The organism is Variovorax sp. GW821-FHT09B01 (genome assembly GCF_059418345.1).
Genome location: NZ_JBWKPQ010000012.1, coordinates 185276 through 207698, shown reverse-complemented (window position 1 = coordinate 207698; position 22423 = coordinate 185276). Strand labels below are relative to the sequence as shown.

Genomic DNA, 22423 nt, shown 5'->3' with positions numbered 1-22423 from the left:
GATGAGGTTTCAAGCGGCACTCAGGATTGAACGGCCGCGCAGTGTAAGGGACACACATTCCATGTCCCCATTGTGTTCATTCAGGAGTACTTCCATGTTTTTCGCACCCGCTCTCCGCGCCACCCGCTTCACCCCCCGCGCCCATGATCGCGCCTTCGAACGCTTCGTGAACGATGCCTTCGCCGGCACCGCGCGCCGCTCGCCGCTGGTCGAGCAGGACGACAAGAGCTGGACCCTGTCGCTCGACGTGCCCGGCTTCGCCCGCGAAGACCTGAGCATCGGCATCGAAGGCGCCGTGGTCCGCATCGAGAGCAAGGCCGACGCCAAGCGCCAGTTCAAGGCCGCCTACGAGCTGCCGCTGGACATCGACGCGGCTGCCAGCGAAGCCAAGCTCGAGAACGGCGTGCTGACCCTGAAGCTCGCCAAGGTGGTGCCGGTCAGCCAGGTCTCGCAGCTGCAGATCAACTGATCACAGACGCAACCGACCTGCGAAAAAGCCCGCGCGGCGACGAGCCGCGCGGGCTTTTTCATGGGCGTTCTCAGGCGGTGGCGGGCAGATCCGCCGACAGCGAGGCCATCGGCCAGCGCGGCTTCACGTCGAAGGCATAGCGCTCGGTGGGCTGCGACAGCCCCGACTGCAGCCGCATCGCCGCGGCCATCGCGATCATCGCGCCGTTGTCGGTGCACAGGTGCAGCTCGGGGTAGTGCACGCGCACGCCGCGCTTGGCGCAGGCGGCATTCAACTGCTCGCGCAGCATGCGGTTCGCGCCCACGCCGCCGGCCACCACCAGCCGCTTGAGGCCGGCCTGGTCGAGCGCGGCCAGCGATTTCTTCAGCAGCACCTCGACGATCGCCGCCTGCGTGGAGGCCGCGAGGTCGGGCTTGCGCGCCTCGAGCGCGTCGCCGAGCTTCTTGGCCTGCGTGAGCACGGCCGTCTTGAGGCCGGCGAAGGAGAAGTCGAGGTCGCCGCTGTGCAGCAGCGGGCGCGGCAGCTTGAAGGCCGCCGGGTCGCCGCCCTCGGCCAGCTTGGCGAGCCAGGGGCCGCCGGGGTACGGCAGGCCCATGAGCTTGGCGCTCTTGTCGAAGGCCTCTCCGGCCGCGTCGTCGATGGTCTCGCCGAGCAGCTCGTAGCGGCCCACGCCGTCCACGCGCATCAGCTGGGTGTGGCCGCCCGAGACCAGCAGCGCCACGAAGGGGAACTCGGGCGGGTCGGCGCTCAGGAACGGCGACAGCAGGTGGCCCTCGAGGTGGTGCACGCCCAGCACCGGCTTGCCGAGCGCCGCGCCCAGCGCGCAGGCCACGCCCGCGCCCACGAGCAGCGCGCCCGCAAGGCCGGGGCCGCGCGTGTAGGCGACCACGTCGACCTCGGCCAGCGTGCGCCCGGCCTCGGCCATCACGGCATCGGTCAGCGGCAGCACGCGGCGGATGTGGTCGCGGCTCGCGAGTTCGGGCACCACGCCGCCATAGGCCTGGTGCATCGCGATCTGGCTGTGCAGCGCATGCGAGCGCAGCACCGGCAGCGCGTCGCCATGCGACTCGACCAGCGCCACGCCGGTCTCGTCGCAGGAGGATTCGATTCCTAGAAGCAGCATGGCCGCGAGTGTAGGCGGCGGGCGATAGGGGCTGCTGGCGCGGGGGTACGGCACGGATGTTGCTGCTCGTCCGGCACCCCATGAAATCCGGCCTGCACTTCCTGATCGCCGCGCGGCGCAGCGAGATCGACGCGCTCGAGCAGCTCGCGCGCACCAGCGAGCTGGTCGGCGCCGTCGGCCGGCTCGTGCATGCGCTGCAGCGCGAGCGCGGCCTGTCGAACGTCTTCCTGGCCTCGCGCGGCACGCGCTTCGGCGACCAGCGCGATCCGCAGATCGCCGAGTGCGTGGCGCTCGAGCAGGCGGTGCGGCTGGGCTTCGACCGGCTCGAGGCCGAGGCGCAAGGCCGCGCGGGCGACGGCAATCACACGCGGCTGTTCAGCCGCATCGCCTGGGTGCTGCCGGGCCTCGATGGCCTGCCGGCCCTGCGCCGGCGCATCGGCGCGCTCGAACTGCAGCCCGCGCAGGCCACCGCGGCCTTCGCCAAGCTGGTCGCGGGGCTGCTGTCGGTGGTGTTCGAGGCCGCCGACGGCGCCACCGACCCCGAGATCTCGCGCCTGCTGGTGGCACTGTTCAACTTCATGCAAGGCAAGGAGTTCGCGGGCCAGGAGCGCGCCCTCGGCGCCGCCGCCCTCGCCACGGGCCGCGTCGACGACGCGCAGCGGGCCCAGTGGCTGCACCTGGTCGAGTCGCAGGAGCGCTGCTTCCAGGTCTTCACCGAGTTCTCCAATCCCGCGCTGCTCGCGCTGTGGCGCCAGAGCCAGAGCGACAGCACGCTGGCCGGGCTCGAGCGCATGCGCCGCATCGGCACCGTGCATCCGGGCGCGGCGCCCGCGGGCGGCCTGCCCGATCCGCGGCTGAGCCAGGCCTGGTTCGACTGCTGCAGCGCGCGCATCGACGCCATGCGCATCGTCGAGGACCAGTTGGCCGATGACCTGCGGCTGCAGTGCGGCCACAAGACCGAACAGGCGCGGCGCGAGCTCGAGGACTACCGGCGCCTGCTCGACACCCTGGCGCCGCACGACGACGGCGAGCGCTTCTTCGACGACGTGCTGGCGCCGGTACCGGCCGCCGCGCGTCCCGCCGCGCCCGAGGCCGCCACGCTCTATGGCCGCACGCTCGAGCGCTCGGTGCTCGACATGGTGCAGGCCCAGTCGCGCCGGCTGCAGGCCATGGGCGACGAGCTCGAGACCGTGCGCGCCTCGCTCAACGAGCGCAAGCTGGTCGAGCGCGCCAAGGGCCTGTTGATGGCGCATCGCCGGATGAGCGAGGAAGAGGCGCACAAGATGCTGCGCCAGACCGCGATGAACCAGAACCGCCGGCTGGTCGACGTGGCCGAGTCGGTGCTCGCGATGGCCGACTACCTGCCACGCTGATCGGTCCGCTCTGGTGCAGTGCACAACAACCGTGCCTGCCGACGCGCCGACCACCCTTCCCCGCGCAATCCGAGTTCAGGGCGCACCCATACGGCGCATCGAGCTAGCAAAGCCATAGCAAAACTACGCACGGCGAGGCTGGCACGCGCTTTGCTCAAGACAGTGCATGAGGCCTTCGGGCCTCCAGGCAGAGGGCCCCCAATGGCGGGGGCCGTCCACCGACCCGGACAAAGGCGTCCTTATCCCGCGGGGCTGGCTCGTTTGCGAGCAGCCCGCTGCGGTGGTGAGGACGCCTTTTCGTTTTTGTCTTCCGCCTTTCTCTTCGCAGGAGTCCGCCCCATGTCCGATCCGCTGCAAACCAAACTGAGCCGGCGCCGCGTGCTGCAGGCCGCCGCCATCGGCGCCGTCGGGATCGATCCCGCGCTGCGCGCCGCCGTCTGGGCCCAGGGCTCCGACAAGCCCGAGAAGGAGGAAGTCAAGATCGGCTTCATCCCGCTGACCGACTGCGCCAGCGTGGTGATGGCCTCGGTGCTGGGCATCGACAAGAAGTACGGCGTGAAGATCGTGCCGAGCAAGGAGGCGAGCTGGGCCGGCGTGCGCGACAAGCTGGCCAACGGCGACCTCGACATGGCCCACGTGCTCTACGGCCTGGTCTACGGCATGCACCTGGGCCTGAGCGGCCCGAAGAAGGACATGGCCGTGCTCATGACCCTCAACAACAACGGCCAGGCGATCACGCTGTCGAAGAAGCTGGCCGACAAGGGCGCGGTCGACGCGGCCTCGCTCGCCAAGCTGATCGCCAGCGAGAAGCGCGAATACACCTTCGCCCAGACCTTCCCGACCGGCACCCACGCGATGTGGCTCTACTACTGGCTCGCCTCGGCCGGCATCGACCCGTTCAAGGACGTCAAGAACATCACCGTGCCGCCGCCGCAGATGGTGGCCAACATGCGCGTGGGCAACATGGACGGCTACTGCGTGGGCGAGCCCTGGGGCCAGCGCGCGATCATGGACGGCATCGGCATCACGGCCATCACCACGCAGGACATCTGGAAGGACCACCCCGAGAAGGTGCTCGGCACCACGGCCGAGTTCGCGAAGAAGTATCCGAACACCGCGCGCGCCGTGACCGCCGCCGTGCTCGAGGCCGGCAAGTGGATCGACGCCGGCCTGCAGAACAAGAACAAGATGGCCGAGACCATCGCCGACAAGAGCTACGTCAACACCAGCGTGGACGCGATCAACCAGCGCATCCTGGGCCGCTACGTCAACGGCCTGGGCAAGAGCTGGGACGACCCGAACCACATGAAGTTCTACAACGGCGGCGCGGTCAGCTTCCCCTACCTGTCCGACGGCATGTGGTTCCTCACGCAGCACAAGCGCTGGGGCCTGCTCAAGGAGCATCCCGACTACCTCAAGGTCGCGACCGAGATCAACCGCATCGACATCTACAAGCAGGCCGCGGCCGCCACGCAGACGCCGGTGCCCAAGGACCCGATGCGCAGCAGCAAGCTGTTCGACGGTTCGGTCTGGGACGGCAAGGACCCGAAGAAGTACGCCGAGTCCTTCAAGCTTCATGCATAGGGAGAACACCATGGTCAGCGCAGTCTTCCATTCGCCGCTCGAGGCGGTCTCCGTGCCATCGGCCCCGGCCATTGCGGCCAAGCCGGTCGCCGCCACCGCGGCACCCGTTCGCCCCGTGCGCGAGACGCGGGCGCGCACCCCGCTCGACCTGCGCGCCTTCTGGATGCGCGTGCTGCCGCCGCTCGCGGGCTTCGGCCTGCTGCTGCTGGTGTGGGAGATCGTGGCCATGCGCAGCACCACCGGCTTTCCCTCGCCGCTGGCGGTCTGGCAGCAAGCGCTCACGGTGTTCAGCGATCCCTTCTACAGCAAGGGCCCCAACGACCAGGGCGTGGGCTGGAACGTGCTGTCCTCGCTGCAGCGCGTGGCGCTGGGCTTCGGCCTCGCGGCGCTGGTCGGCATTCCGGCCGGCTTCGCGATCGGGCGCTTCGAGTTCCTCGCGCGCATGTTCAATCCGCTGATCAGCCTGCTGCGCCCGGTCTCGCCGCTGGCCTGGCTGCCGATCGGCCTCTTGGTGTTCAAGGGCGCCAACCCGGCCGCGATCTGGACCATCTTCATCTGCTCGATCTGGCCGATGGTCATCAACACCGCCGTGGGCGTGCAGCGCGTGCCGAGCGACTACATGAACGTGGCCAAGGTGCTGAACCTCAGCGAATGGAAGATCCTCACCAAGATCCTGTTCCCGGCCGTGCTGCCCTACATGCTGACCGGCGTGCGGCTGGCCGTGGGCACCGCCTGGCTGGTGATCGTGGCGGCCGAGATGCTGACCGGCGGCGTGGGCATCGGCTTCTGGGTCTGGGACGAGTGGAACAACCTCAACGTCGCCAACATCATCATCGCGATCTTCGTGATCGGCATCGTCGGCCTGGTGCTCGAGTTCGCGCTGATCAAGCTCGCGACGGCCTTCACGTTCGAAGAGGTGAAATCATGATCGACGAGTCGAAGTACATCGAGATCCACGGCGTGGAGCAGGCCTTCAAGACACCCAAGGGCCGCTTCGTCGCGCTGCGCGACGTGCACCTCGGTGTGGCCAAGGGCGAGTTCATCACGCTGATCGGCCACTCGGGCTGCGGCAAGTCCACGCTCTTGAACCTGATCGCCGGCCTCACCACGCCCACCGCCGGCGCGCTGCTGTGCGCCAACAAGGAGATCAAGGGCCCGGGCCCCGAGCGCGCGGTGGTGTTCCAGAACCACTCGCTGCTGCCCTGGCTCACCTGCTTCGAGAACGTCTACCTCGCGGTCGAGCGCGTGTTCGCCGCCACCGAGAACAAGGCGCAGCTGCGCGCGCGCACCGACGCGGCGCTGGCGCTGGTCGGCCTCACGCCCGCGGCGCAGAAGCGCCCCGGCGAGATCTCGGGCGGCATGAAGCAGCGCGTGGGCATCGCGCGCGCGCTGTCGATGGAGCCCAAGGTGCTGCTGATGGACGAGCCCTTCGGCGCGCTCGACGCCCTCACGCGCGCCAAGTTGCAGGACGAACTGCTGGCGATCGTGCAGAAGACCCGCAGCACGGTCGTGATGGTCACGCACGACGTGGACGAGGCCGTGCTGCTGAGCGACCGCATCGTGATGCTGACCAACGGCCCGGCCGCCACCATCGGCGAGGTGCTCACGGTCGACATCCCGCGCCCGCGCAACCGCGTCGAACTCGCGGAGGACCCGGCCTACGTGCATGCGCGCAAGGCCGTGATCGACTTCCTCTACACGCGCCAGGGGCACGTGGAGAAGGCCGCGGCCTGACTCGGGTGCGCGCCGGGCCGCCCGGCGCATGGGTGCACACCCGCGCCTCGCCCGCTTGATATCCGCTCGGTCGCAGAAAGGCAGGGCCCCATGAAGAAGATGAAACTCGTGCTGATCGGCAACGGCATGGCCGGCGTGCGCACGCTCGAGGAGCTGCTGAAGATCGCGCCCGGCCTCTACGACATCACGGTGTTCGGCGCCGAGCCGCACCCCAACTACAACCGCATCATGCTGTCGCCGGTGCTCGCGGGCGAGCAGACGCTCGACGAGATCGTGCTCAACGGCTGGGACTGGTACCGGGACCACGGCATCGCGGTGCATGCCGGGAAGAAGGTGGTCGAGGTCGACCGCGTGAAGCGCATCGTGCGCGCCGACGACGGCACCGAGGCCGCCTACGACCGCCTGCTGGTCTGCACCGGCTCCACCCCCTTCATGCTGCCGGTGCCCGGCAAGGATCTCGAGGGCGTGATCGCCTACCGCGACATCGCCGACACCGACTGCATGATCGAGACCGCGCGCACGCACCGCCACGCGGTGGTGATCGGCGGCGGCCTGCTGGGCCTCGAGGCCGCCAACGGCCTGATGCGGCGCGGCATGGAGGTGACCGTGGTGCACGTCATGCCCTGGCTCATGGAGCGCCAGCTCGACGAGGCCGCGGCCCGGCTGCTGCAGCAGTCGCTCGAGGAACGCGGCCTGAAGTTCAGGATGGGCGCGCAGACCCAGGAACTGGTCGGCGGCGAGCATGGCCGCGTCACCGCCATCCGCTTCAAGGACGGCAGCGAGGTCCGGGCCGACCTGGTCGTGATGGCCGTGGGCATCCGCCCCAACGTCGAGCTGGCCGAACGCATGCGGCTGCACTGCCACCGCGGCATCGTGGTCACCGACACGCTGCAGACCGTGACCGACGCGCGCATCTACGCGGTCGGCGAATGCGCGGCGCACCGCGGCATCGCCTATGGCCTGGTGGCGCCGCTGTTCGAGCAGGCCAAGGTGGCAGCCAACCACCTCGCGCAGTTCGGCATCGGCCGCTACCAGGGCTCGCTGACCTCGACCAAGCTCAAGGTCACGGGCATCGACCTGTTCAGCGCGGGCGAGTTCATGGGCGGCGAAGGCACCGAGGAGATCGTGATGAGCGATCCCTTCGGCGGCGTCTACAAGAAGCTGGTGCTCAAGGACGACAAGCTGGTGGGCGCCTGCCTCTACGGCGACACGGTGGACGGCAGCTGGTACTACGCGCTGGTGCGCGAGGGGCGCAGCGTGCAGGAGATCCGCGATCGGCTGATGTTCGGCGAGGCCCTGGCCGGCGATGCCGGTGGCGAGGGCGAACCCAAGGCGGCCGCATGACCGACACCCGCTCCACCTGCCCCTACTGCGGCGTCGGCTGCGGCGTGATCATCGAGTCCGAGGGCGCGCAGATCACCGGCGTGCGCGGCGACCCGGACCATCCGGCCAACTTCGGCCGGCTGTGCACCAAGGGCTCGACGCTGCACCTGACGGCCAGCGCACCGATCACGCGCCAGACGCGGCTGCTGCGCCCGATGCAGCGCGCGCGCCGCGGCGAGGCGCCGCAGCCACTGGACTGGGACGCGGCGCTCGACCAGGCGGCCGGCCGCTTCGCCGGCATCGTGCAGGCGCACGGCCCCGACGCGGTCGGCTTCTACGTCTCGGGCCAGCTGCTCACCGAGGACTACTACGTCTTCAACAAGCTCGCCAAGGGCCTGGTCGGCACCAACAACATCGACACCAACTCGCGCCTGTGCATGAGCAGCGCGGTGGCCGGCTACAAGCAGACGCTGGGCGCCGACGCGCCGCCTGCCTGCTACGACGACCTGCGGCATGCGCAGTGCCTGTTCATCGTCGGCAGCAACACCGCCTGGGCCCATCCGATCCTGTTTCGACGCATCGAGGACGCGAAGGCCGTCAACCCGGCGCTGAAGATCGTGGTGGCCGACCCGCGCCGCACCGACACGGTGGAGATCGCCGACCTGTTCCTGCCGCTGCAGCCGGGCACCGACGTGATGCTGTTCAACGGCATGCTGCACCTGATGCTGCGCGAAGGCTGGATCGACGCGGACTACATCGCAGCCCACACCAGCGGCTTCGAGGTACTGAAAGCCACGGTGGGCGACTGCACGCCCGAGACGGTGGCACGGGTCTGCGGCCTCTCCACCGGGCAGCTGTTCGAGGCGGCCCGGCTGTTCGCCACCGCGCCGGCCACGCTGAGCCTGTACTGCCAGGGCCTGAACCAGTCCTCGAGCGGCACCGCGAAGAATGCCGCGCTGATCAACCTGCACCTGGCCACGGGTCAGATCGGGCGCGCGGGCGCGGGGCCGTTCTCGCTCACCGGCCAGCCCAATGCGATGGGCGGGCGCGAGGTCGGCGGCCTCGCGAACCTGCTGAGCGCGCACCGCGATCTCGCGAACCCGGCGCACCGCGCCGAGGTCGCCGCGCTCTGGGGCGTGCCCTCGGTGCCCGCACAGCCCGGCAAGACCGCGGTCGAGATGTTCCAGGCCGCGGCCGACGGCGAGATCCGCGCGCTGTGGATCGCCTGCACCAACCCGGCCCAGTCGATGCCCGACCAGGCCACGGTGCGCCGCGCGCTCGAGCGCGCCGAGTTCGTGGTGGTGCAGGAAGCCTTCGCCACCACCGCCACCTGCGCCTACGCCGACCTGCTGCTGCCGGCCACCACCTGGGGCGAGAAGGAAGGCACGGTGACCAACAGCGAACGCCGCATCTCGCGCGTGCGCTCCGCCGTGCCGCCGGCCGGCGAGGCGCGCCACGACTGGTCGATCGCGGCTGAATTCGCGCGCCGGCTCGAGGCCCGGCTGGGCCGCGCGGCCACGCTGTTTCCCTACGAGAACGCCGAATCGGTCTGGAACGAGCACCGCGAATCGACGCGCGGGCGCGACCTTGACATCACCGGCCTGAGCTGGGCGCTGCTCGAGCACGCCGGCCCGCAGCAATGGCCGCTGCGCGAGGGCGAGACGGCCGGCCGCGCGCGCCTCTACGAGGACGGCGTGTTCCCCACGCCCGACGGCCGCGCGCGCTTCGTCGACACCGTCTACCGCCCGCTCGCCGAGCCGCGCGAGCCGCGCTGGCCGTTCTCGCTCAACACCGGCCGGCTGCGCGACCAGTGGCACGGCATGAGCCGCACCGGCAACGTCGGCCGGCTGTTCGGCCACGTGGCCGAGCCCGCGGTGCAAATGAACCCGCAGGACATGGCGCGGCGCGCGCTGCGCGAGGGCGACCTGGTGCACCTGAGCTCGCGGCGCGGCTCGATCCTGCTGCCCGCGCGCGCCAGCGAGGAGATTGCGCCCGACCAGGCCTTCGTCGCGATGCACTGGGGCGGCGAATACCTGGGCGGCTCGTCCTCCACGGGCACGCCGCTCGCGGGCATCAATGCCGTCACCACGCCGGCGTACTGCCCCGTCTCGAAGCAGCCCGAGCTCAAGCACGTGCCGGTCCAGATCCTCAAGGCCGAGCTGCCCTGGTCGCTGCTGGCCATGGCCTGGCTGCCCGACGACGACGCGCTGGCCGCGCGGCGCGCGCTGCAGGCGCTGATGGCGGCCTTCCCGTTCGCGGCCTGCGTGCCCTTCTCGGGCGCCGACGGCAGCCGCGGCGGCCTGCTGTTCCGCGCCGCCGCCCACGAGGCGCCCGACGACGCCCTGCTCTCGCGCATCGAGGGCCTGCTGGGCCTGCAGGCGCCCGACACCCTGCGCTATGCCGACCGCCGCCGCGGCCAGCGCCGCGCGGCGCGGCTGGCGCGCCGGGCCGACGGCGCGCGGCTCGAGGCCTTCCTGCTGGGCGGCGACACCAGCGCCGAGGCCTGGATCGCCACCGTGCTGCGCGAGGAGCTGCCGGCGCAGGACTACGGCCGGCTGCTGCTGTCGCCCGGCGCGCGCGCCCCGGTGGCGGTGCAGTCGCGCGGCAAGCCGGTCTGCACCTGCTTCAACGTGACCGACCTCGCGATCGAGCGCCAGCTGCGGCGCTGCGACGGCTCGCCCGCGGAACGGCTGGCCGCGCTGCAGGGGGCGCTGAAATGCGGCACCAACTGCGGGTCGTGCATTCCCGAACTCAAGCGGCGGGTGCGCTCGACGCCGGTGGAGGCGCTGGCGTGAGGCGTGCCCTGCCTTGCTCCTTCCCCCGCTGGGGGAAGGTTGGGATGGGGGCACCGGGCCGTTCCACCGCCGGGCACGCATCCACCGCCCGGTGCCCCCACCCCAACCCTCCCCCAGCGGGGGAGGGAGCACAAGCCCCCGCGTCCAGGACAGGCATAAGCGAACTCTCATTCCGGCATAAGCCTTGCGGGACAATCCGCCTACCCATGGGAATCAGCCACTACATCAAGGAAATCGGCCGGGGCGCGCGCGGCGCCCGGCCGTTGTCGCGCGAACAGGCCTGCGACCTGTTCGGCCAGGTGCTCGACGGCACCGTCACCGACCTCGAGATCGGCGGCTTCTGCCTCGCGATGCGCATCAAGGGCGAAACGCCCGAGGAGATGGCCGGCTTCCTCGACGCCACGCATGCGCGGCTGGCGCGCTTTCCCGCCACCGAACGCCCGCTGGTCGTGCTGCCCAGCTACAACGGCGCGCGCAAGCTGCCGGTGCTCACGCCGCTGCTGGCGCTGCTGCTGGCGCGCGAGGGCCTGCCGGTGCTGGTGCACGGCAGCGCCACCGAAACCGCGCGCGTGCTGGCCTCCAACGTGCTCGAGGCGCTGGGCATCGCGCCGCTGGCCGCGGTGCGCGAAATCGCCGCCGGCGAGGCCGCCTTCGCCGCCACCGAGCTGATGAGCCCGGGCCTCAAGCGGCTGCTCGACGTGCGTCGCGTGGTCGGCCTGCGCAACCCGGGCCACAGCGTGGTCAAGCTGATGCAGCCGGGCGCCGGCGCCTGCGTGGTGGTCGGCAGCTACACCCATCCCGAGTACGCGCGCGTCATGGCCGACACCTTCGAGCTCACCGGCATGACGGCGCTGCTGTCGCGCGGCCTCGAGGGCGAGGTGGTGTCGGACCCGCGCCGCACGGCCCAGATCGACGGCTTCGTGCGCGGCGTGCGCACCGAGCTGCAGGCCCAGCAGCCCGGCACCGACCCCGAGGTGCCCGGCCTGCCGAAGGACATCGACGTCGCGACCACGGCCGACTACACGCGCCGCGTGCTGGCCGGCGAGCTCCCCGTGCCCGAGGCGATCACTACGCAGGTCCGGTACATCACGCAACTGGCATCCCACGCATGACAACCAACGCCCCCACCCCCTCCCTCATCGCCGGCCGCTGCACGCTGGTGGGCGCCGGCCCGGGCGACCCCGAACTGCTGACCATCAAGGCGGTGAAGGCGATCCAGGCCGCCACGGTGCTGCTGGTCGACGACCTCGTGAACGACGCCATCGTGCAGGCCCATGCCCGGCCCGATGCGCGCATCGTGCACGTGGGCAAGCGCGGAGGCTGCAAGAGCACGCCGCAGCCCTTCATCGAGCGGCTGATGATCACCGCGGTGCGCGAGGGCGAGACGGTGGTGCGGCTCAAGGGCGGCGACCCCTTCATCTTCGGCCGCGGCGGCGAGGAGGTCGAGCACCTGCGCGAGGCCGGCATCGAATGCGCGGTGGTCAACGGCATCACGGCCGGCCTCGCGGCCGTCACCGCGCTGGGCGTGCCGCTCACGCACCGCGACCATGCGCAGGGCGTGGTGTTCGTCACCGGCCATGCGAAGACGGGCGCCGGCGCCGCCGACGATCCGACCGACTGGCGCACGCTGGCCGCGACCGCGCATGCAGCGCGGCTCACGCTGGTGATCTACATGGGCGTATCGGGCGCGGCCCGCATCGAGCGCGAGCTGCTGCACGGCCTGCCGGCCGACACGCCGGTGGCCGTGATCCAGCATGCGAGCCTGCCGCAGCAACGCTACGTCGCGACCACGCTGGGCCGGCTGCAGCGCGGCATCGCCGAGGCCGGCCTCGCGAGCCCGGCCGTGATCGTGGTGGGCGACGTGCTGCGCGGCCTGGCCGCCGCCGGCCTGCCGGCGGACGCCGACCGCTTCGGCACCTGATCCCGGCACGCGCCGTACGCCCTAAGGCGTAGCGGCGAACCAGGCGGCCCGCGCGCCCGAGCGCGTGGCATGGATCGTGCTCGGCCACGGGCAATGAATGCCGTCGCCACGCCCGTCCCCGCAGCCATCGAGATCGTCGCGCTGAGCAAGCGCTACGCCCCTGGCACCCCGGCCGCCGTCGACCGGATCGACCTGCGCATCGCCAGCGGCAGCTACTGCTGCCTGCTCGGCCCCTCGGGCTGCGGCAAGAGCACCACGCTGCGCATGATCGCGGGCCACGAGTCGGTGACCAGCGGCGACATCCTGCTCGACAACCGCAACATCACCGACCTGCCGGCCGCCGCGCGCGGCACGGCGATGATGTTCCAGAGCTTCGCGCTGTTCCCGCACCTGTCGGCCACCGACAACGTGGCCTTCAGCCTCAAGATGAAGGGCGTGGCCAAAGCCGAGCGCCAGCAGCGCGCCAATGCGCTGCTCGAGCGCGTCGCGATGGGCCACCTGGCCGCGCGCAAGCCCGGCGAGCTCTCGGGCGGCCAGCAGCAGCGCGTGGCGCTGGCGCGCGCGCTCATCACCGAGCCGCGCGTGCTGCTGCTCGACGAACCGCTGTCGGCGCTCGACCCCTTCCTGCGCATCCAGATGCGCGCCGAACTGCGGCGCTGGCAGAAGGAGCTGGGCCTGACCTTCGTGCACGTCACGCACTCGCAGGAGGAGGCGATGGCGCTGGCCGACACCATGGTGGTGATGAACCACGGCGTGATCGAGCAGGTCGGTTCGCCGCACGCGGTCTACAACCATCCGGCCAGCGAATTCGTCGCGCGCTTCATGGGCGGCCACAACGTGCTCGACACGCCCGCCGGCCCGATCGCGGTGCGCAACGACCGCATGCGGATCGCGCCGGCCGCCGAGGTGTCGGAAGGCCTCGCCGCCACCGTCACCGACGTCGAATACCAGGGCACCTACGTGCTGCTGGGCCTCGCGCTCGACGCGGCAGCACCCGGGCGCGCGAACGTCTCGGTGCAGCTCGGCGAGGCCGCGTTCCTCGCGAAGCCCTATGCGCTCGGCGAGGCCGTGCGGCTGTCGTGGGCCGACGCCGATGCGCGCGTGCTCGGGCCGGGCGCGAAGCCGCCGGGCGAGCGCGCGCCGGAGCCTACCGCCGCGCTGCGCGACGACACGGCCGCGCTCGCGATGACGCTCTAGGCCCTCTTTCCCTTCCCCCTTCCGCGTTCCTTCCCTTTCTTTCAGGAGACTCAGCATGACCGACATCATCGACCCGACCCTCGGACTCAAGCGCCGCACGCTGCTGCAAGGCACGGCCGGCATCCTGGCCACGGGCATCGCGCCCTTCGTGCATGCGCAGGACAAGGTGGTGCTGCGCTATCTCGGCACGGCCGTGAACCAGGACAAGGCGATCGCCGAGAAGTTCAAGGCCGACACCGGCATCGAGATCCAGTACGTGGCCGTGACCACCGACGACGTGACCAAGCGCGCGGTGACGGCGCCCAACAGCTTCGACCTGATCGACACCGAGTTCTTCTCGCTCAAGAAGATCGTGCCGACCGGCAACCTCAAGGGCATCGACAGCAAGCGCGTGAAGAACGCCGACAAGATCACCTCGCTGTTCACCAAGGGCGAGGTGGCGGGCAAGAAGGTCGGCGACCAGGGCACGGCGCCCGTGAAGGTGATCTACCTCGAGGGCGAGAAGAGCAAGGCCTTCGCCAAGTCGGCCACGCAGTTCATGTCGCTGATCCCGACCACCTACAACGCCGACACGCTGGGCATCCGCCCCGACCTCATCAAGCGCCCGATCGGCTCCTGGGCCGAGCTGCTGAACCCCGAGTTCAAGGGCAAGACCGCGATCCTCAACATCCCTTCGATCGGCATCATGGACGCGGCGATGGTGGTGGAGGCCAAGGGCATCCACAAGTACGCCGACAAGGGCAACATGACCAAGGCCGAGATCGACCTCACGATCAAGACCTTGATCGAGGCCAAGAAGGCCGGCCAGTTCCGCGCGCTGTGGAAGGACTTCAACGAATCGGTGAACCTGATGGCCTCGGGCGAGGTCGTGATCCAGTCGATGTGGTCACCGGCCGTGACGGCCGTGCGCAGCAAGGGCATCGATTGCACCTTCCAGCCGCTCAAGGAAGGCTATCGCGCCTGGGCCTCGGGCTTCGGCCTGCCGGCCACGCTGTCGGGCAAGAAGCTCGACGCGGCCTACGAGTTCATCAACTGGTTCCTCGACGGCTGGGCCGGCGCCTACCTCAACCGCCAGGGCTACTACAGCGCGGTGCTCGACACGGCGAAGGCCAAGATGGAAGCCTACGAGTGGGCCTACTGGATGGAGGGCAAGCCCGCGGCGCAGGACATCAAGAGCCCGCAGGGCGACGTGATCGCCAAGGCCGGCGCGGTGCGCGACGGCGGCAGCTACGAGCAGCGCATGGGCGGCATCGCCTGCTGGAACGCGGTGATGGACGAGAACGAGTACATGGTCCGCAAGTGGAACGAGTTCGTCGCGGCCTGATCCCGTGAGTGCACCCGCCGCCCGCGCGAACGCCGCCACCGAGCCGCTGCATGCCGTGAAGGCGTGGTGGCAGGCGGCGCCGTTCGCGCTGGTGTTCCTGCTGTTCTTCCTGGTTCCGCTGGCGCTGGTGGCGATGGTGAGCCTGTGGAACTTCAACGAGTACGAGCTGATCCCGGCGTTCACGCTGCGCAACTACCTGAGCCTGTTCGAGGGCTGTTCGCGGCTGACCGACAACGGCGACCTCTGCGTGACGCTCAACACCTACCTGAGCACCTTCAAGTTCTGCCTGCTGGTCTGGGGCATCACGCTGCTGATCGGTTTCTCGGTGGCCTACTTCCTGGCCTTCCACGTGCGCTCGTCGACGATGCAGACGGTGCTGTTCGTGCTGTGCACGGTGCCGTTCTGGACTTCGAACGTGATCCGCATGATCTCGTGGGTGCCGCTTCTGGGCCGCAACGGGCTGGTGAACCAGGCGCTGATGGGCCTGGGGCTGGTGCAGCAGCCGGTGGAGTGGCTGCTGTTCTCCGACTTCTCGGTGGTGCTGGCCTTCGTGCACCTCTACACGATGTTCATGATCGTGCCGATCTTCAACAGCATGATGCGCATCGACCGCTCGCTGCTCGAGGCCGCGAACGACGCGGGCGCCTCGGGCTGGCAGACGCTGTGGAACGTGGTGGTGCCGCTGTCGCGCACGGGCATCCTGATCGGCTCGATCTTCGTCATCACGATCGTGATGGGCGACTTCGTGACCATCGGCGTGATGGGCGGCCAGCAGATCGCCTCGATCGGCAAGATCATCCAGGTGCAGACCTCGTACCTGCAGTTCCCGCTGGCGGCGGCCAACGCGATGATCCTGCTGGCCGTGGTGCTGATGATCATCTGGGGGCTGACGCGGCTGGTGGACATACGCAAGGAGCTCTAGTGCTTTTGCGTTGCCTGCTTCGATTCGAAGTTCGACCTGCGGGACGCGCTCGCGCCGACGGGGTGCTCTGCTCCGCGAATGTCCCCCGGCCTTCGGCCTCCTCCTTGATTTCGCTGCGCAGAGCACCCCATCGACGCGAGCGAGGCACGGCCGTGATGACGGGCCAGGCTCCACGGTCGCGTCCAGATGCACGGGGTACCGGGTACTCCCCGCAGCGAAATCAAGGAGGAGCCCGAAGGGCGGGGGACATTCGCGGAGGGGAGTACCCGGTGCCCCGTGCATCCGCCCCGAAAAAAGACACACCATGACCGACCACATCCGAGAGAAACGCAACAAGGGCTTCTGGCCCCTGGCCACCGTCTTCGCCCTCTTCGTGCTGTTCCTCTACGGCCCGATGATCACGATCTTCGTGCTGAGCTTCCAGGGCCCCGAAGGCGGCCTGACCTTCCCGCTGCGCGGCGTCTCGCTGCACTGGTTCCACAAGCTCGCCGAGGGCCTGGGCACGGTCGACATCGGCGCCGCGTTCCGGCGTTCGCTCGCGCTGGGCGCCGTGGTCATGGGCTTCACCGTCGTGCTCTCGGTGCTCGCCGGCCTCGCGTTCCGCAAGAAGCTCGCGGGCGGCAACACCCTGTTCTTCGTCACGGTCGCGAGCCTGATCATGCCGTCGATCATCATCTCGCTGGGCATCGGCCTGCAGTTCCGGCTGCTCGACACCGGCATCAAGGCCCTGCTGACCGCCATCGACGCCACCACCCTGCTCGAGGGCTACGGCACCGCGCTCGGCCTGTTCAGCTCCGCCCTCGGCGCCCACCTGACCTGGACCCTGCCCTTCGGGCTGCTCATCATGTTCGCGGTGTTCAACCGCTTCAACCCAGCCTACGAGGAGGCCGCGCGCGACCTCGGCGCCACGCCCTGGCAGACCTTCCGCTTCGTCGTGCTGCCGCTGATCGGCCCCTCGATCGTGGGCATCGGCATGTTCGGCTTCACCCTCTCGTGGGACGAGATCGCACGCACCTCGCAGGCCATCGGCGACGTCAACACCCTGCCGCTCGAGCTGCAGGGCCTGACCTCGACCGTGACCACCCCTTCGATCTATGCCCTCGGCACGGTGACGACCGTGGTGTCGCTGCTGGTCATGGCCGCGGCGCTGGGGGCGGCCGCGCTGCTGCGGCGACGCTCCACCCGAAGGGGGTGACCGCTTTGGCGCCGCCCGACCTAAAATCGCGCCCCTACAAAAAAGCAAGACAGAGGCGGGCATGCTGGAAATCGACAAACTCAATGAACTCGCCGAAAGCCACGGCGAGCTGCGCCGTGGCAAGGGCATGGTCACGGGCACCATCGCCATCAGCCTCGCGGTGCTGTGCTTCCTCGGCGTGCTGGTGTTCCACTTCCCGCAGTACCTGAGCACGCCCGAGCTGCGCAAGAGCTACAACGTCGACCTCATGCGCTGGGTGCTGCTCGTCGCCATGGTGGTCTCGGGCGGCCTCTCGCTGGTCAACATCATCTTCAACCGCACGCGCTGGCTCTCGTCCTTCGCCTTCCTGCTGATCGTGCTGTCGGCCCTGCTCGGCGGCCACAAGGTCCCCGTCAACGACTTCGCCGACAACACCCCCTACATCGGCCTCGACTGGTTCATCCTCGACCTGCTCGGCTCCTCGCTGATCTTCATCTTCATCGAGAAGCTGTTCGCGCTGCGCAAGGACCAGCCCGTGTTCCGCGCCGAATGGCAGACCGACTTCCACCACTTCGTGGTCAACCACATGATCGTGGGCTTCGTGCTGCTGGCCACCAACCTCATGGTGCACAAGCTGTTCGGCTGGGCTGCCAACGACGGCATCCGCGGCTGGGTCGGCAACTTGCCGTTCTGGGCCGGGCTGCTGCTGATCATCCTGGTGGCCGACCTGGTGCAGTACTGGACCCATCGCGCCTACCACGAGGTGCCGGTGCTGTGGCGGCTGCACGCGGTGCACCACAGCGTGAAGAGCATGGACTGGATGGCCGGCTCGCGCCAGCACATCCTCGAGCTGCTGATCACGCGCACGCTGGTGCTGGCGCCGATCTACGTGCTGGGCTTCAGCAAGGAAGTGATCGACGCCTACATCGTGGTGGTGGGCTTCCAGGCGGTGTTCAACCACTGCAACGTGAGCGTGCGGCTCGGCCCGCTGCGCTACGTGATCGTGACGCCCAACTTCCACCACTGGCACCACAGCCAGGACCAGGAAGCGCTCGACAAGAACTACGCGGCGCACTACGCCTTCCTCGACTACCTGTTCGGCACGGCCGTGAAGACCACCCGGCTCTGGCCCGAGAAGTACGGCGTGCTCGGCGACTACGTGCCGAACGGCTTCTTCAAGCAGTTGAAGTTCCCGTTCCTCTGGAAGGGCTGATGCGCGCGTTCCGCCAGACCTTCGCGGCCCTCGCTGCCGCGGGCGCCGCCCTGCTGCTCGGGGCCTGCGCCACCCGGCTCGACCTGCCCTCGCAAGACAGCGGCCTGCGCCTGCGGGTGCAGAGCTCGGTGATCGCGCCGGGCAACGGCGGCGAGCTGATCGCGGCCGATGCACTGGAGCCCGGCGACATCCTGCTGACCTCGATCGCCACGGTGAACTCCTTCGGCATCCGGCTGGGCACCTTCTCGCCCGTGAGCCATGCGGTGCTCTACCTCGGCGACGGCCGGATCGCCGAGGCCGTGGGCAGCGGCGTGCGCGCGCGGGCGCTGGCCGAGGTGGTCGACGAGGAACAGATGGTGGTGGCCTTCCGCGTGCCCGGCGTGGACGCGGCCGGCGCCGAACGCATGCGTGCCTGGGCGCTGTCGCAGGTCGGCGTGCGCTACAACACCGTGGGCGTGCTGCTCAACGCGCCCTTCGTGCTGAACCGCCGGCTGTGCGAGCTGCCGCTGATGCCGGGTGCGGTCAGCCACTACTGCATGAGCGGCATGGCCATGGTGCAGCTGGGCGCGAGCCGCGACGACCAGTTCTTCTGCTCGCAGTTCGTGCTCGAGGCCTACAACCAGGCCGGCCTGCCGATCACCAGCGCCGACCCGCGCTGGGTCAGCCCGGCCGACCTGCTGCACATGCGCGAGGGCGACGTGCCCTCGATCGCCGCCACCCAGCCGCTGCGCTACGTGGGCCACCTCAAGTACAACCCGCCGCCGGTGCTGGCGGCCGACGGGCCATGAGCGCCGCGCCGGGCCGCCCCAAGCAAGCTCGCACCGCAGTGCGAAGCACGGAGGTACTTCAGTGAGCGAAGTCGCGCGTTTCGACGCCGTGGTGATCGGTGCCGGCGCCGCCGGGCTGTTCTGCGCGGGCGTGGCGGGCCAGCGCGGGCTCAGGGTGCTGCTGCTCGACCACAGCGAGAAGGTGGGCGAGAAGATCCGCATCTCGGGCGGCGGCCGCGCCAATTTCACCAACCGCGACCTCGACGTGCGCGCGCCGCAGCGCCATTTCATCGGCGAGAACCCGAATTTCTGCCGCTCGGCGCTGTCGCGCTATGCGCCGCAGCAGTTCGTCGAGCTGGTGCAGAAGCACGGCATCGCCTTCCACGAGAAGCACAAGGGGCAGCTGTTCTGCGACGGCTCCTCGCAGCAGATCGTCGACATGCTGCTGGCCGAATGCACGGCCGGCGGGGTCGAGCGCTGGCAGCCCTGCCGCATCGGTCAGATCACGTTCTCGGCCGAAAACGCAGATGGGACGAGCGTCGGCAGCTATCGAATCGAGAGCAGCCGCGGCCCGATCGAGACGCCGAAGATCGTGGTCGCCACGGGCGGCCTGTCGATCCCGCAGATCGGCGCCAGCGACTTCGGCTACCGCATCGCCGAGCAGTTCGGCCTGCGCATGGTCACGCCGCGCCCGGCGCTGGTGCCGCTGACCTTCGGCGGCGAGGCCTGGGTGCCCTATGCCGAACTGGCCGGGCTGGCGCTGCCGGTGCGCATCGAGACCGGGGCCAAGAAGGAGAAGATGGCCTTCCTCGAGGACCTGCTGTTCACCCACCGCGGCCTCTCGGGCCCGGCCGTGCTGCAGATCTCGAGCTACTGGAAGCCCGGCGCGCCGCTCACGCTCGATTTCGCGCCTGGCGTGGACGTGGCAGCGGCCTTCGCCGAGGCCAAGCTGCGCTCGAAGAAACGCATCGCCAACGAGCTCGCCGCCCTGGTGCCCTCGCGGCTGGCCGATGCCTGGGTCGGCCAGGACGGCGCGCTGCAGCGGCCGATCAACGAGGCCGCCGACCGCGCGCTGGCCGCGCTGGCCGAGCGCATCGCGCGCTGGCAGATCGTGCCCTCGGGCACGGAGGGCTACAAGAAGGCCGAGGTCACGGCCGGCGGCGTCGACACGCGCGACCTGTCGTCCCAGACGATGGAATCGAAGCATCCGGGCCTCTATTTCATCGGCGAAGTGGTCGACGTCACCGGCTGGCTCGGCGGCTACAACTTCCAATGGGCCTGGGCGAGTGCCCACGCCTGCGCAAACGCGCTATAATCGCCGGCTAACTTTGGCCTTCCCTCAACGGCCACACACTTTTTCTTGTTGAGGAACCCCGGCCTGGGGCTCTCGATCCTCCCCCGGCCAAATTTCAAATCAACGATTCCTGATGACCACCATCCGCGTTAAAGAAAACGAGCCCTTCGACGTCGCCCTGCGCCGCTTCAAGCGCACCATCGAAAAGCTCGGCCTGCTGACCGACCTGCGCGCCCGCGAGTTCTACGAAAAGCCGACCGCCGAGCGCAAGCGCAAGAAGGCAGCCGCCGTGAAGCGCCATTACAAGCGCGTTCGCAGCATGCAGCTGCCCAAGAAGCTGTACTGACGCACCCTGGCACCGGAGACAGCGGCCGATTCGACAAACCGAACCCGCCGCCCTCCGCCCCGCCAACTGCCTTCCAGCCGCGCCAGGGAAACCTGCCGCGGCTTTGTTTTTTCCCGCAGGAGACCCCATGAGCCTCAAAGAACAGATCACCGAAGACATGAAGACCGCGATGCGCGCCAAGGACTCCGAGCGCCTGGGCACGATCCGGCTGCTGCTGGCCGCGCTCAAGCAGAAGGAAGTCGACGAGCGCGTCGAGCTCGACGACGCCATGGTCGTGGCCATCGTCGACAAGCTGGTGAAGCAGCGCAAGGACTCGGTCACCGCCTTCACCCAGGGCGGCCGTACCGACCTGGCCGACAAGGAAGCGGCCGAGATCAAGGTGCTCGAGGTCTACCTGCCGCAGCGCCTGGGCGCCGACGAGATCGCCGCCGAGGTCAAGGCCATCGTGGCCGAGCTCGGTGCCGCGGGCCCGGGCGACATGGGCAAGGTGATGGGCGCGGTCAAGACGCGCCTGGCCGGCAAGGCCGACATGGGCCTGGTGAGCGCCGCGGTCAAGGCCGCGCTGACCGGCGCCTGATCGCCATGACCGCCGGCACCGAGGCCGCCGCGATCCCGAAGGCCTGCGCCTGCCTGGTCGACGCGCGCGGCCGGCTGCTGGTGTTCCGCCATCCCGAGGACGGCAACATGCAGCTGCCCAAGGGCACCATCGAACCGGGCGAGTCGCCCGAGTTCGCGGTGCGGCGCGAGCTGCTCGAGGAATCGGGCATCGACCATGCCGGCGCGCTGATCTCGCTGGGCACCCTGCAGCGCGACTGCGAGGCCGGCGTCGAGGGCAACACCCACCGCCATCCGCAGCTGTGGCACCTGTTCCTGATCCACGCCGAAGGGCCGCTGCCCGAGCATTTCGACCACGTGGCCATGGGCAGCCCCGAGGAGGACGGCCTGGTGTTCTCGTTCAGCTGGCTGGCGCCCGAGGATCCGATCGACGGCTACGCCCTGCCCTACCGCCAGGCCATCGAGCGCGTGCGCGCCGCGCAGGCCCTGGCGGCCGCCCAGCCCGTGGCCGCGGGCTGAACCCCAGCGCGCTCATCCCATGGCCCGCACGGCCATGTAGGCCCCCAGCAGCCCCAGCCCGATCAGGAAGCAGCGCCTGAACACCGGCACCGGCAGCCGCTGGCGCAGCCAGGTGCCCAGCACCATCCCCACGATCGCCGGCACCAGCATCAGCGCCGAGCCGCCGAGCACCGCCAGCGGGTAGCCGCCGTTGCCCGCGAGCCCGATCGCCAGCACCACGGTCGAGGTGGTGAACGAGATGCCCATCGCCTGGATCAGCGCGTCGCGCTGGAAGCCCAGCGCCTGCAAGTAGGGCACGGCCGGCACCACGAACACCCCGGTCACGGCCGTCACCAACCCGGTCGCGATGCCGACCAGCGGCCCGAGCCAGCGCTCGTGCGCGGGCGCCACCTTCAGTTGCCGCCCGGTCAGACCCCACAGCGCATAGGCCACCAGCGCCACGCCGAGCGCCACCGAGGCCCAGGCGCCGGCCGGCACGCCCAGCCACCAGGCGCCGCCCAGCGTGCCCGCCACGATGCCGGCCTGCATGCCGCCGATGCGCCGCAGCACCGGCAGGAAGCTCGCGCGCGGCCCGGTCTGCCAGACGTTGGTGACCAGCGAGGGCACGATCAGCAGCGCCGCCGCCTGCACCGGCCGCATCCACAGCGCGAGCAGGCCCATCGACACCGTGGGCAGCCCGAGGCCGATCACGCCCTTGATCACGCCGGCCAGCAGGAAGACCGCCGCGGCGGCGAAGCCGTGCCCCGCGAGGCCGGCCAGTTCGTTCGAAAAGGAGGAAGACGTCATTGGC

At 69.7% G+C, this 22423-nt stretch carries 20 protein-coding genes and 1 pseudogene; 19 read left to right on the top strand and 2 right to left on the bottom strand.

Annotation, left to right across the window (positions count from 1 at the left end; translation table 11 throughout):
- Window positions 1-94: 94 nt before the first annotated feature.
- Window positions 95-469, top strand: coding sequence for an Hsp20/alpha crystallin family protein (locus AC07RV_RS28535; RefSeq protein ID WP_093339397.1), 375 nt, complete (start codon window positions 95-97; stop codon window positions 467-469).
- 70 nt (window positions 470-539) lie between these two features.
- On the opposite strand, the gene tsaD is transcribed toward AC07RV_RS28535, so the two are convergent.
- Window positions 540-1592 carry a tRNA (adenosine(37)-N6)-threonylcarbamoyltransferase complex transferase subunit TsaD gene (gene tsaD / locus AC07RV_RS28530; RefSeq protein ID WP_296775896.1) on the bottom strand — a complete coding sequence of 351 codons (1053 nt, stop codon included), beginning with the start codon at window positions 1590-1592 and terminating at the stop codon, window positions 540-542.
- Window positions 1593-1672: 80 nt separating this feature from the next.
- On the opposite strand from tsaD, the gene AC07RV_RS28525 reads away from it, so the two are divergent.
- The 18 genes and pseudogenes from AC07RV_RS28525 to AC07RV_RS28440 all read left to right on the top strand — a co-directional run bounded on the left by AC07RV_RS28525 (window position 1673) and on the right by AC07RV_RS28440 (window position 21633).
- Window positions 1673-2965 carry a nitrate regulatory protein gene (locus tag AC07RV_RS28525; RefSeq protein ID WP_296775900.1) on the top strand — a complete coding sequence of 431 codons (1293 nt, stop codon included), beginning with the start codon at window positions 1673-1675 and terminating at the stop codon, window positions 2963-2965.
- A gap of 339 nt (window positions 2966-3304) precedes the next feature.
- Entirely contained in the window at window positions 3305-4549 is a 1245-nt protein-coding gene (locus tag AC07RV_RS28520; protein WP_261212594.1) for a CmpA/NrtA family ABC transporter substrate-binding protein, read from the top strand.
- Window positions 4550-4559: 10 nt separating this feature from the next.
- Window positions 4560-5477 (top strand): nitrate ABC transporter permease, encoded by a 918-nt coding sequence (ntrB, locus tag AC07RV_RS28515; protein WP_296775905.1) that lies wholly within the window; start codon window positions 4560-4562, stop codon window positions 5475-5477.
- Window positions 5474-6283 carry an ABC transporter ATP-binding protein gene (locus AC07RV_RS28510; RefSeq protein WP_093339406.1) on the top strand — a complete coding sequence of 270 codons (810 nt, stop codon included), beginning with the start codon at window positions 5474-5476 and terminating at the stop codon, window positions 6281-6283. The genes ntrB and AC07RV_RS28510 overlap by 4 nt, the downstream gene beginning before the upstream one ends.
- A gap of 90 nt (window positions 6284-6373) precedes the next feature.
- A pseudogene (locus tag AC07RV_RS28505) lies at window positions 6374-7686 on the top strand (FAD-dependent oxidoreductase); the annotation flags it as partial.
- Window positions 7672-10401, top strand: a complete 2730-nt coding sequence (locus AC07RV_RS28500; protein WP_472922538.1) for a nitrate reductase — start codon at window positions 7672-7674, stop codon at window positions 10399-10401. The pseudogene AC07RV_RS28505 and the gene AC07RV_RS28500, both read left to right, overlap by 15 nt.
- Window positions 10402-10607: 206 nt before the next feature.
- Window positions 10608-11513, top strand: coding sequence for a DNA-binding protein YbiB (gene ybiB / locus AC07RV_RS28495; protein WP_296775913.1), 906 nt, complete (start codon window positions 10608-10610; stop codon window positions 11511-11513).
- On the top strand, window positions 11510-12322 hold the full coding sequence (gene cobA / locus AC07RV_RS28490; protein WP_296775916.1) for a uroporphyrinogen-III C-methyltransferase: 813 nt from the start codon (window positions 11510-11512) through the stop codon (window positions 12320-12322). Before ybiB ends, cobA begins: the two co-directional genes overlap by 4 nt.
- A 93-nt stretch (window positions 12323-12415) precedes the next feature.
- The gene (locus AC07RV_RS28485; protein ID WP_296775919.1) at window positions 12416-13519 is read left to right on the top strand and encodes an ABC transporter ATP-binding protein; all 1104 of its coding nucleotides are present in this window, start codon (window positions 12416-12418) and stop codon (window positions 13517-13519) included.
- Between the two features lie 55 nt (window positions 13520-13574).
- Window positions 13575-14843, top strand: a complete 1269-nt coding sequence (locus tag AC07RV_RS28480; RefSeq protein WP_093339417.1) for an ABC transporter substrate-binding protein — start codon at window positions 13575-13577, stop codon at window positions 14841-14843.
- 4 nt (window positions 14844-14847) lie between these two features.
- A complete protein-coding gene (locus AC07RV_RS28475) occupies window positions 14848-15765 on the top strand; it encodes an ABC transporter permease (protein WP_208513301.1) in 918 nt (305 codons plus the stop codon).
- A gap of 304 nt (window positions 15766-16069) precedes the next feature.
- The gene (locus AC07RV_RS28470) at window positions 16070-16960 is read left to right on the top strand and encodes an ABC transporter permease (RefSeq protein ID WP_093339423.1); all 891 of its coding nucleotides are present in this window, start codon (window positions 16070-16072) and stop codon (window positions 16958-16960) included.
- Window positions 16961-17021: 61 nt separating this feature from the next.
- Window positions 17022-18152: a sterol desaturase family protein gene (locus AC07RV_RS28465; protein ID WP_203201933.1), complete on the top strand. Its 1131-nt coding sequence runs from the start codon at window positions 17022-17024 to the stop codon at window positions 18150-18152.
- Window positions 18152-18940: a YaeF family permuted papain-like enzyme gene (locus AC07RV_RS28460; protein ID WP_296775931.1), complete on the top strand. Its 789-nt coding sequence runs from the start codon at window positions 18152-18154 to the stop codon at window positions 18938-18940. The genes AC07RV_RS28465 and AC07RV_RS28460 overlap by 1 nt, the downstream gene beginning before the upstream one ends.
- Before the next feature lie 61 nt (window positions 18941-19001).
- Window positions 19002-20234: a BaiN/RdsA family NAD(P)/FAD-dependent oxidoreductase gene (locus AC07RV_RS28455; RefSeq protein WP_296775933.1), complete on the top strand. Its 1233-nt coding sequence runs from the start codon at window positions 19002-19004 to the stop codon at window positions 20232-20234.
- Between the two features lie 112 nt (window positions 20235-20346).
- Window positions 20347-20559 carry a 30S ribosomal protein S21 gene (rpsU, locus tag AC07RV_RS28450; RefSeq protein WP_007833691.1) on the top strand — a complete coding sequence of 71 codons (213 nt, stop codon included), beginning with the start codon at window positions 20347-20349 and terminating at the stop codon, window positions 20557-20559.
- 127 nt (window positions 20560-20686) lie between these two features.
- Window positions 20687-21136: a GatB/YqeY domain-containing protein gene (locus AC07RV_RS28445; protein WP_093339432.1), complete on the top strand. Its 450-nt coding sequence runs from the start codon at window positions 20687-20689 to the stop codon at window positions 21134-21136.
- Between the two features lie 5 nt (window positions 21137-21141).
- Window positions 21142-21633 (top strand): NUDIX domain-containing protein, encoded by a 492-nt coding sequence (locus AC07RV_RS28440; protein ID WP_296775937.1) that lies wholly within the window; start codon window positions 21142-21144, stop codon window positions 21631-21633.
- 12 nt (window positions 21634-21645) lie between these two features.
- On the opposite strand, the gene AC07RV_RS28435 is transcribed toward AC07RV_RS28440, so the two are convergent.
- Window positions 21646-22419 carry a sulfite exporter TauE/SafE family protein gene (locus tag AC07RV_RS28435; RefSeq protein ID WP_208513307.1) on the bottom strand — a complete coding sequence of 258 codons (774 nt, stop codon included), beginning with the start codon at window positions 22417-22419 and terminating at the stop codon, window positions 21646-21648.
- Between the last annotated feature and the right edge of the window lie 4 nt (window positions 22420-22423).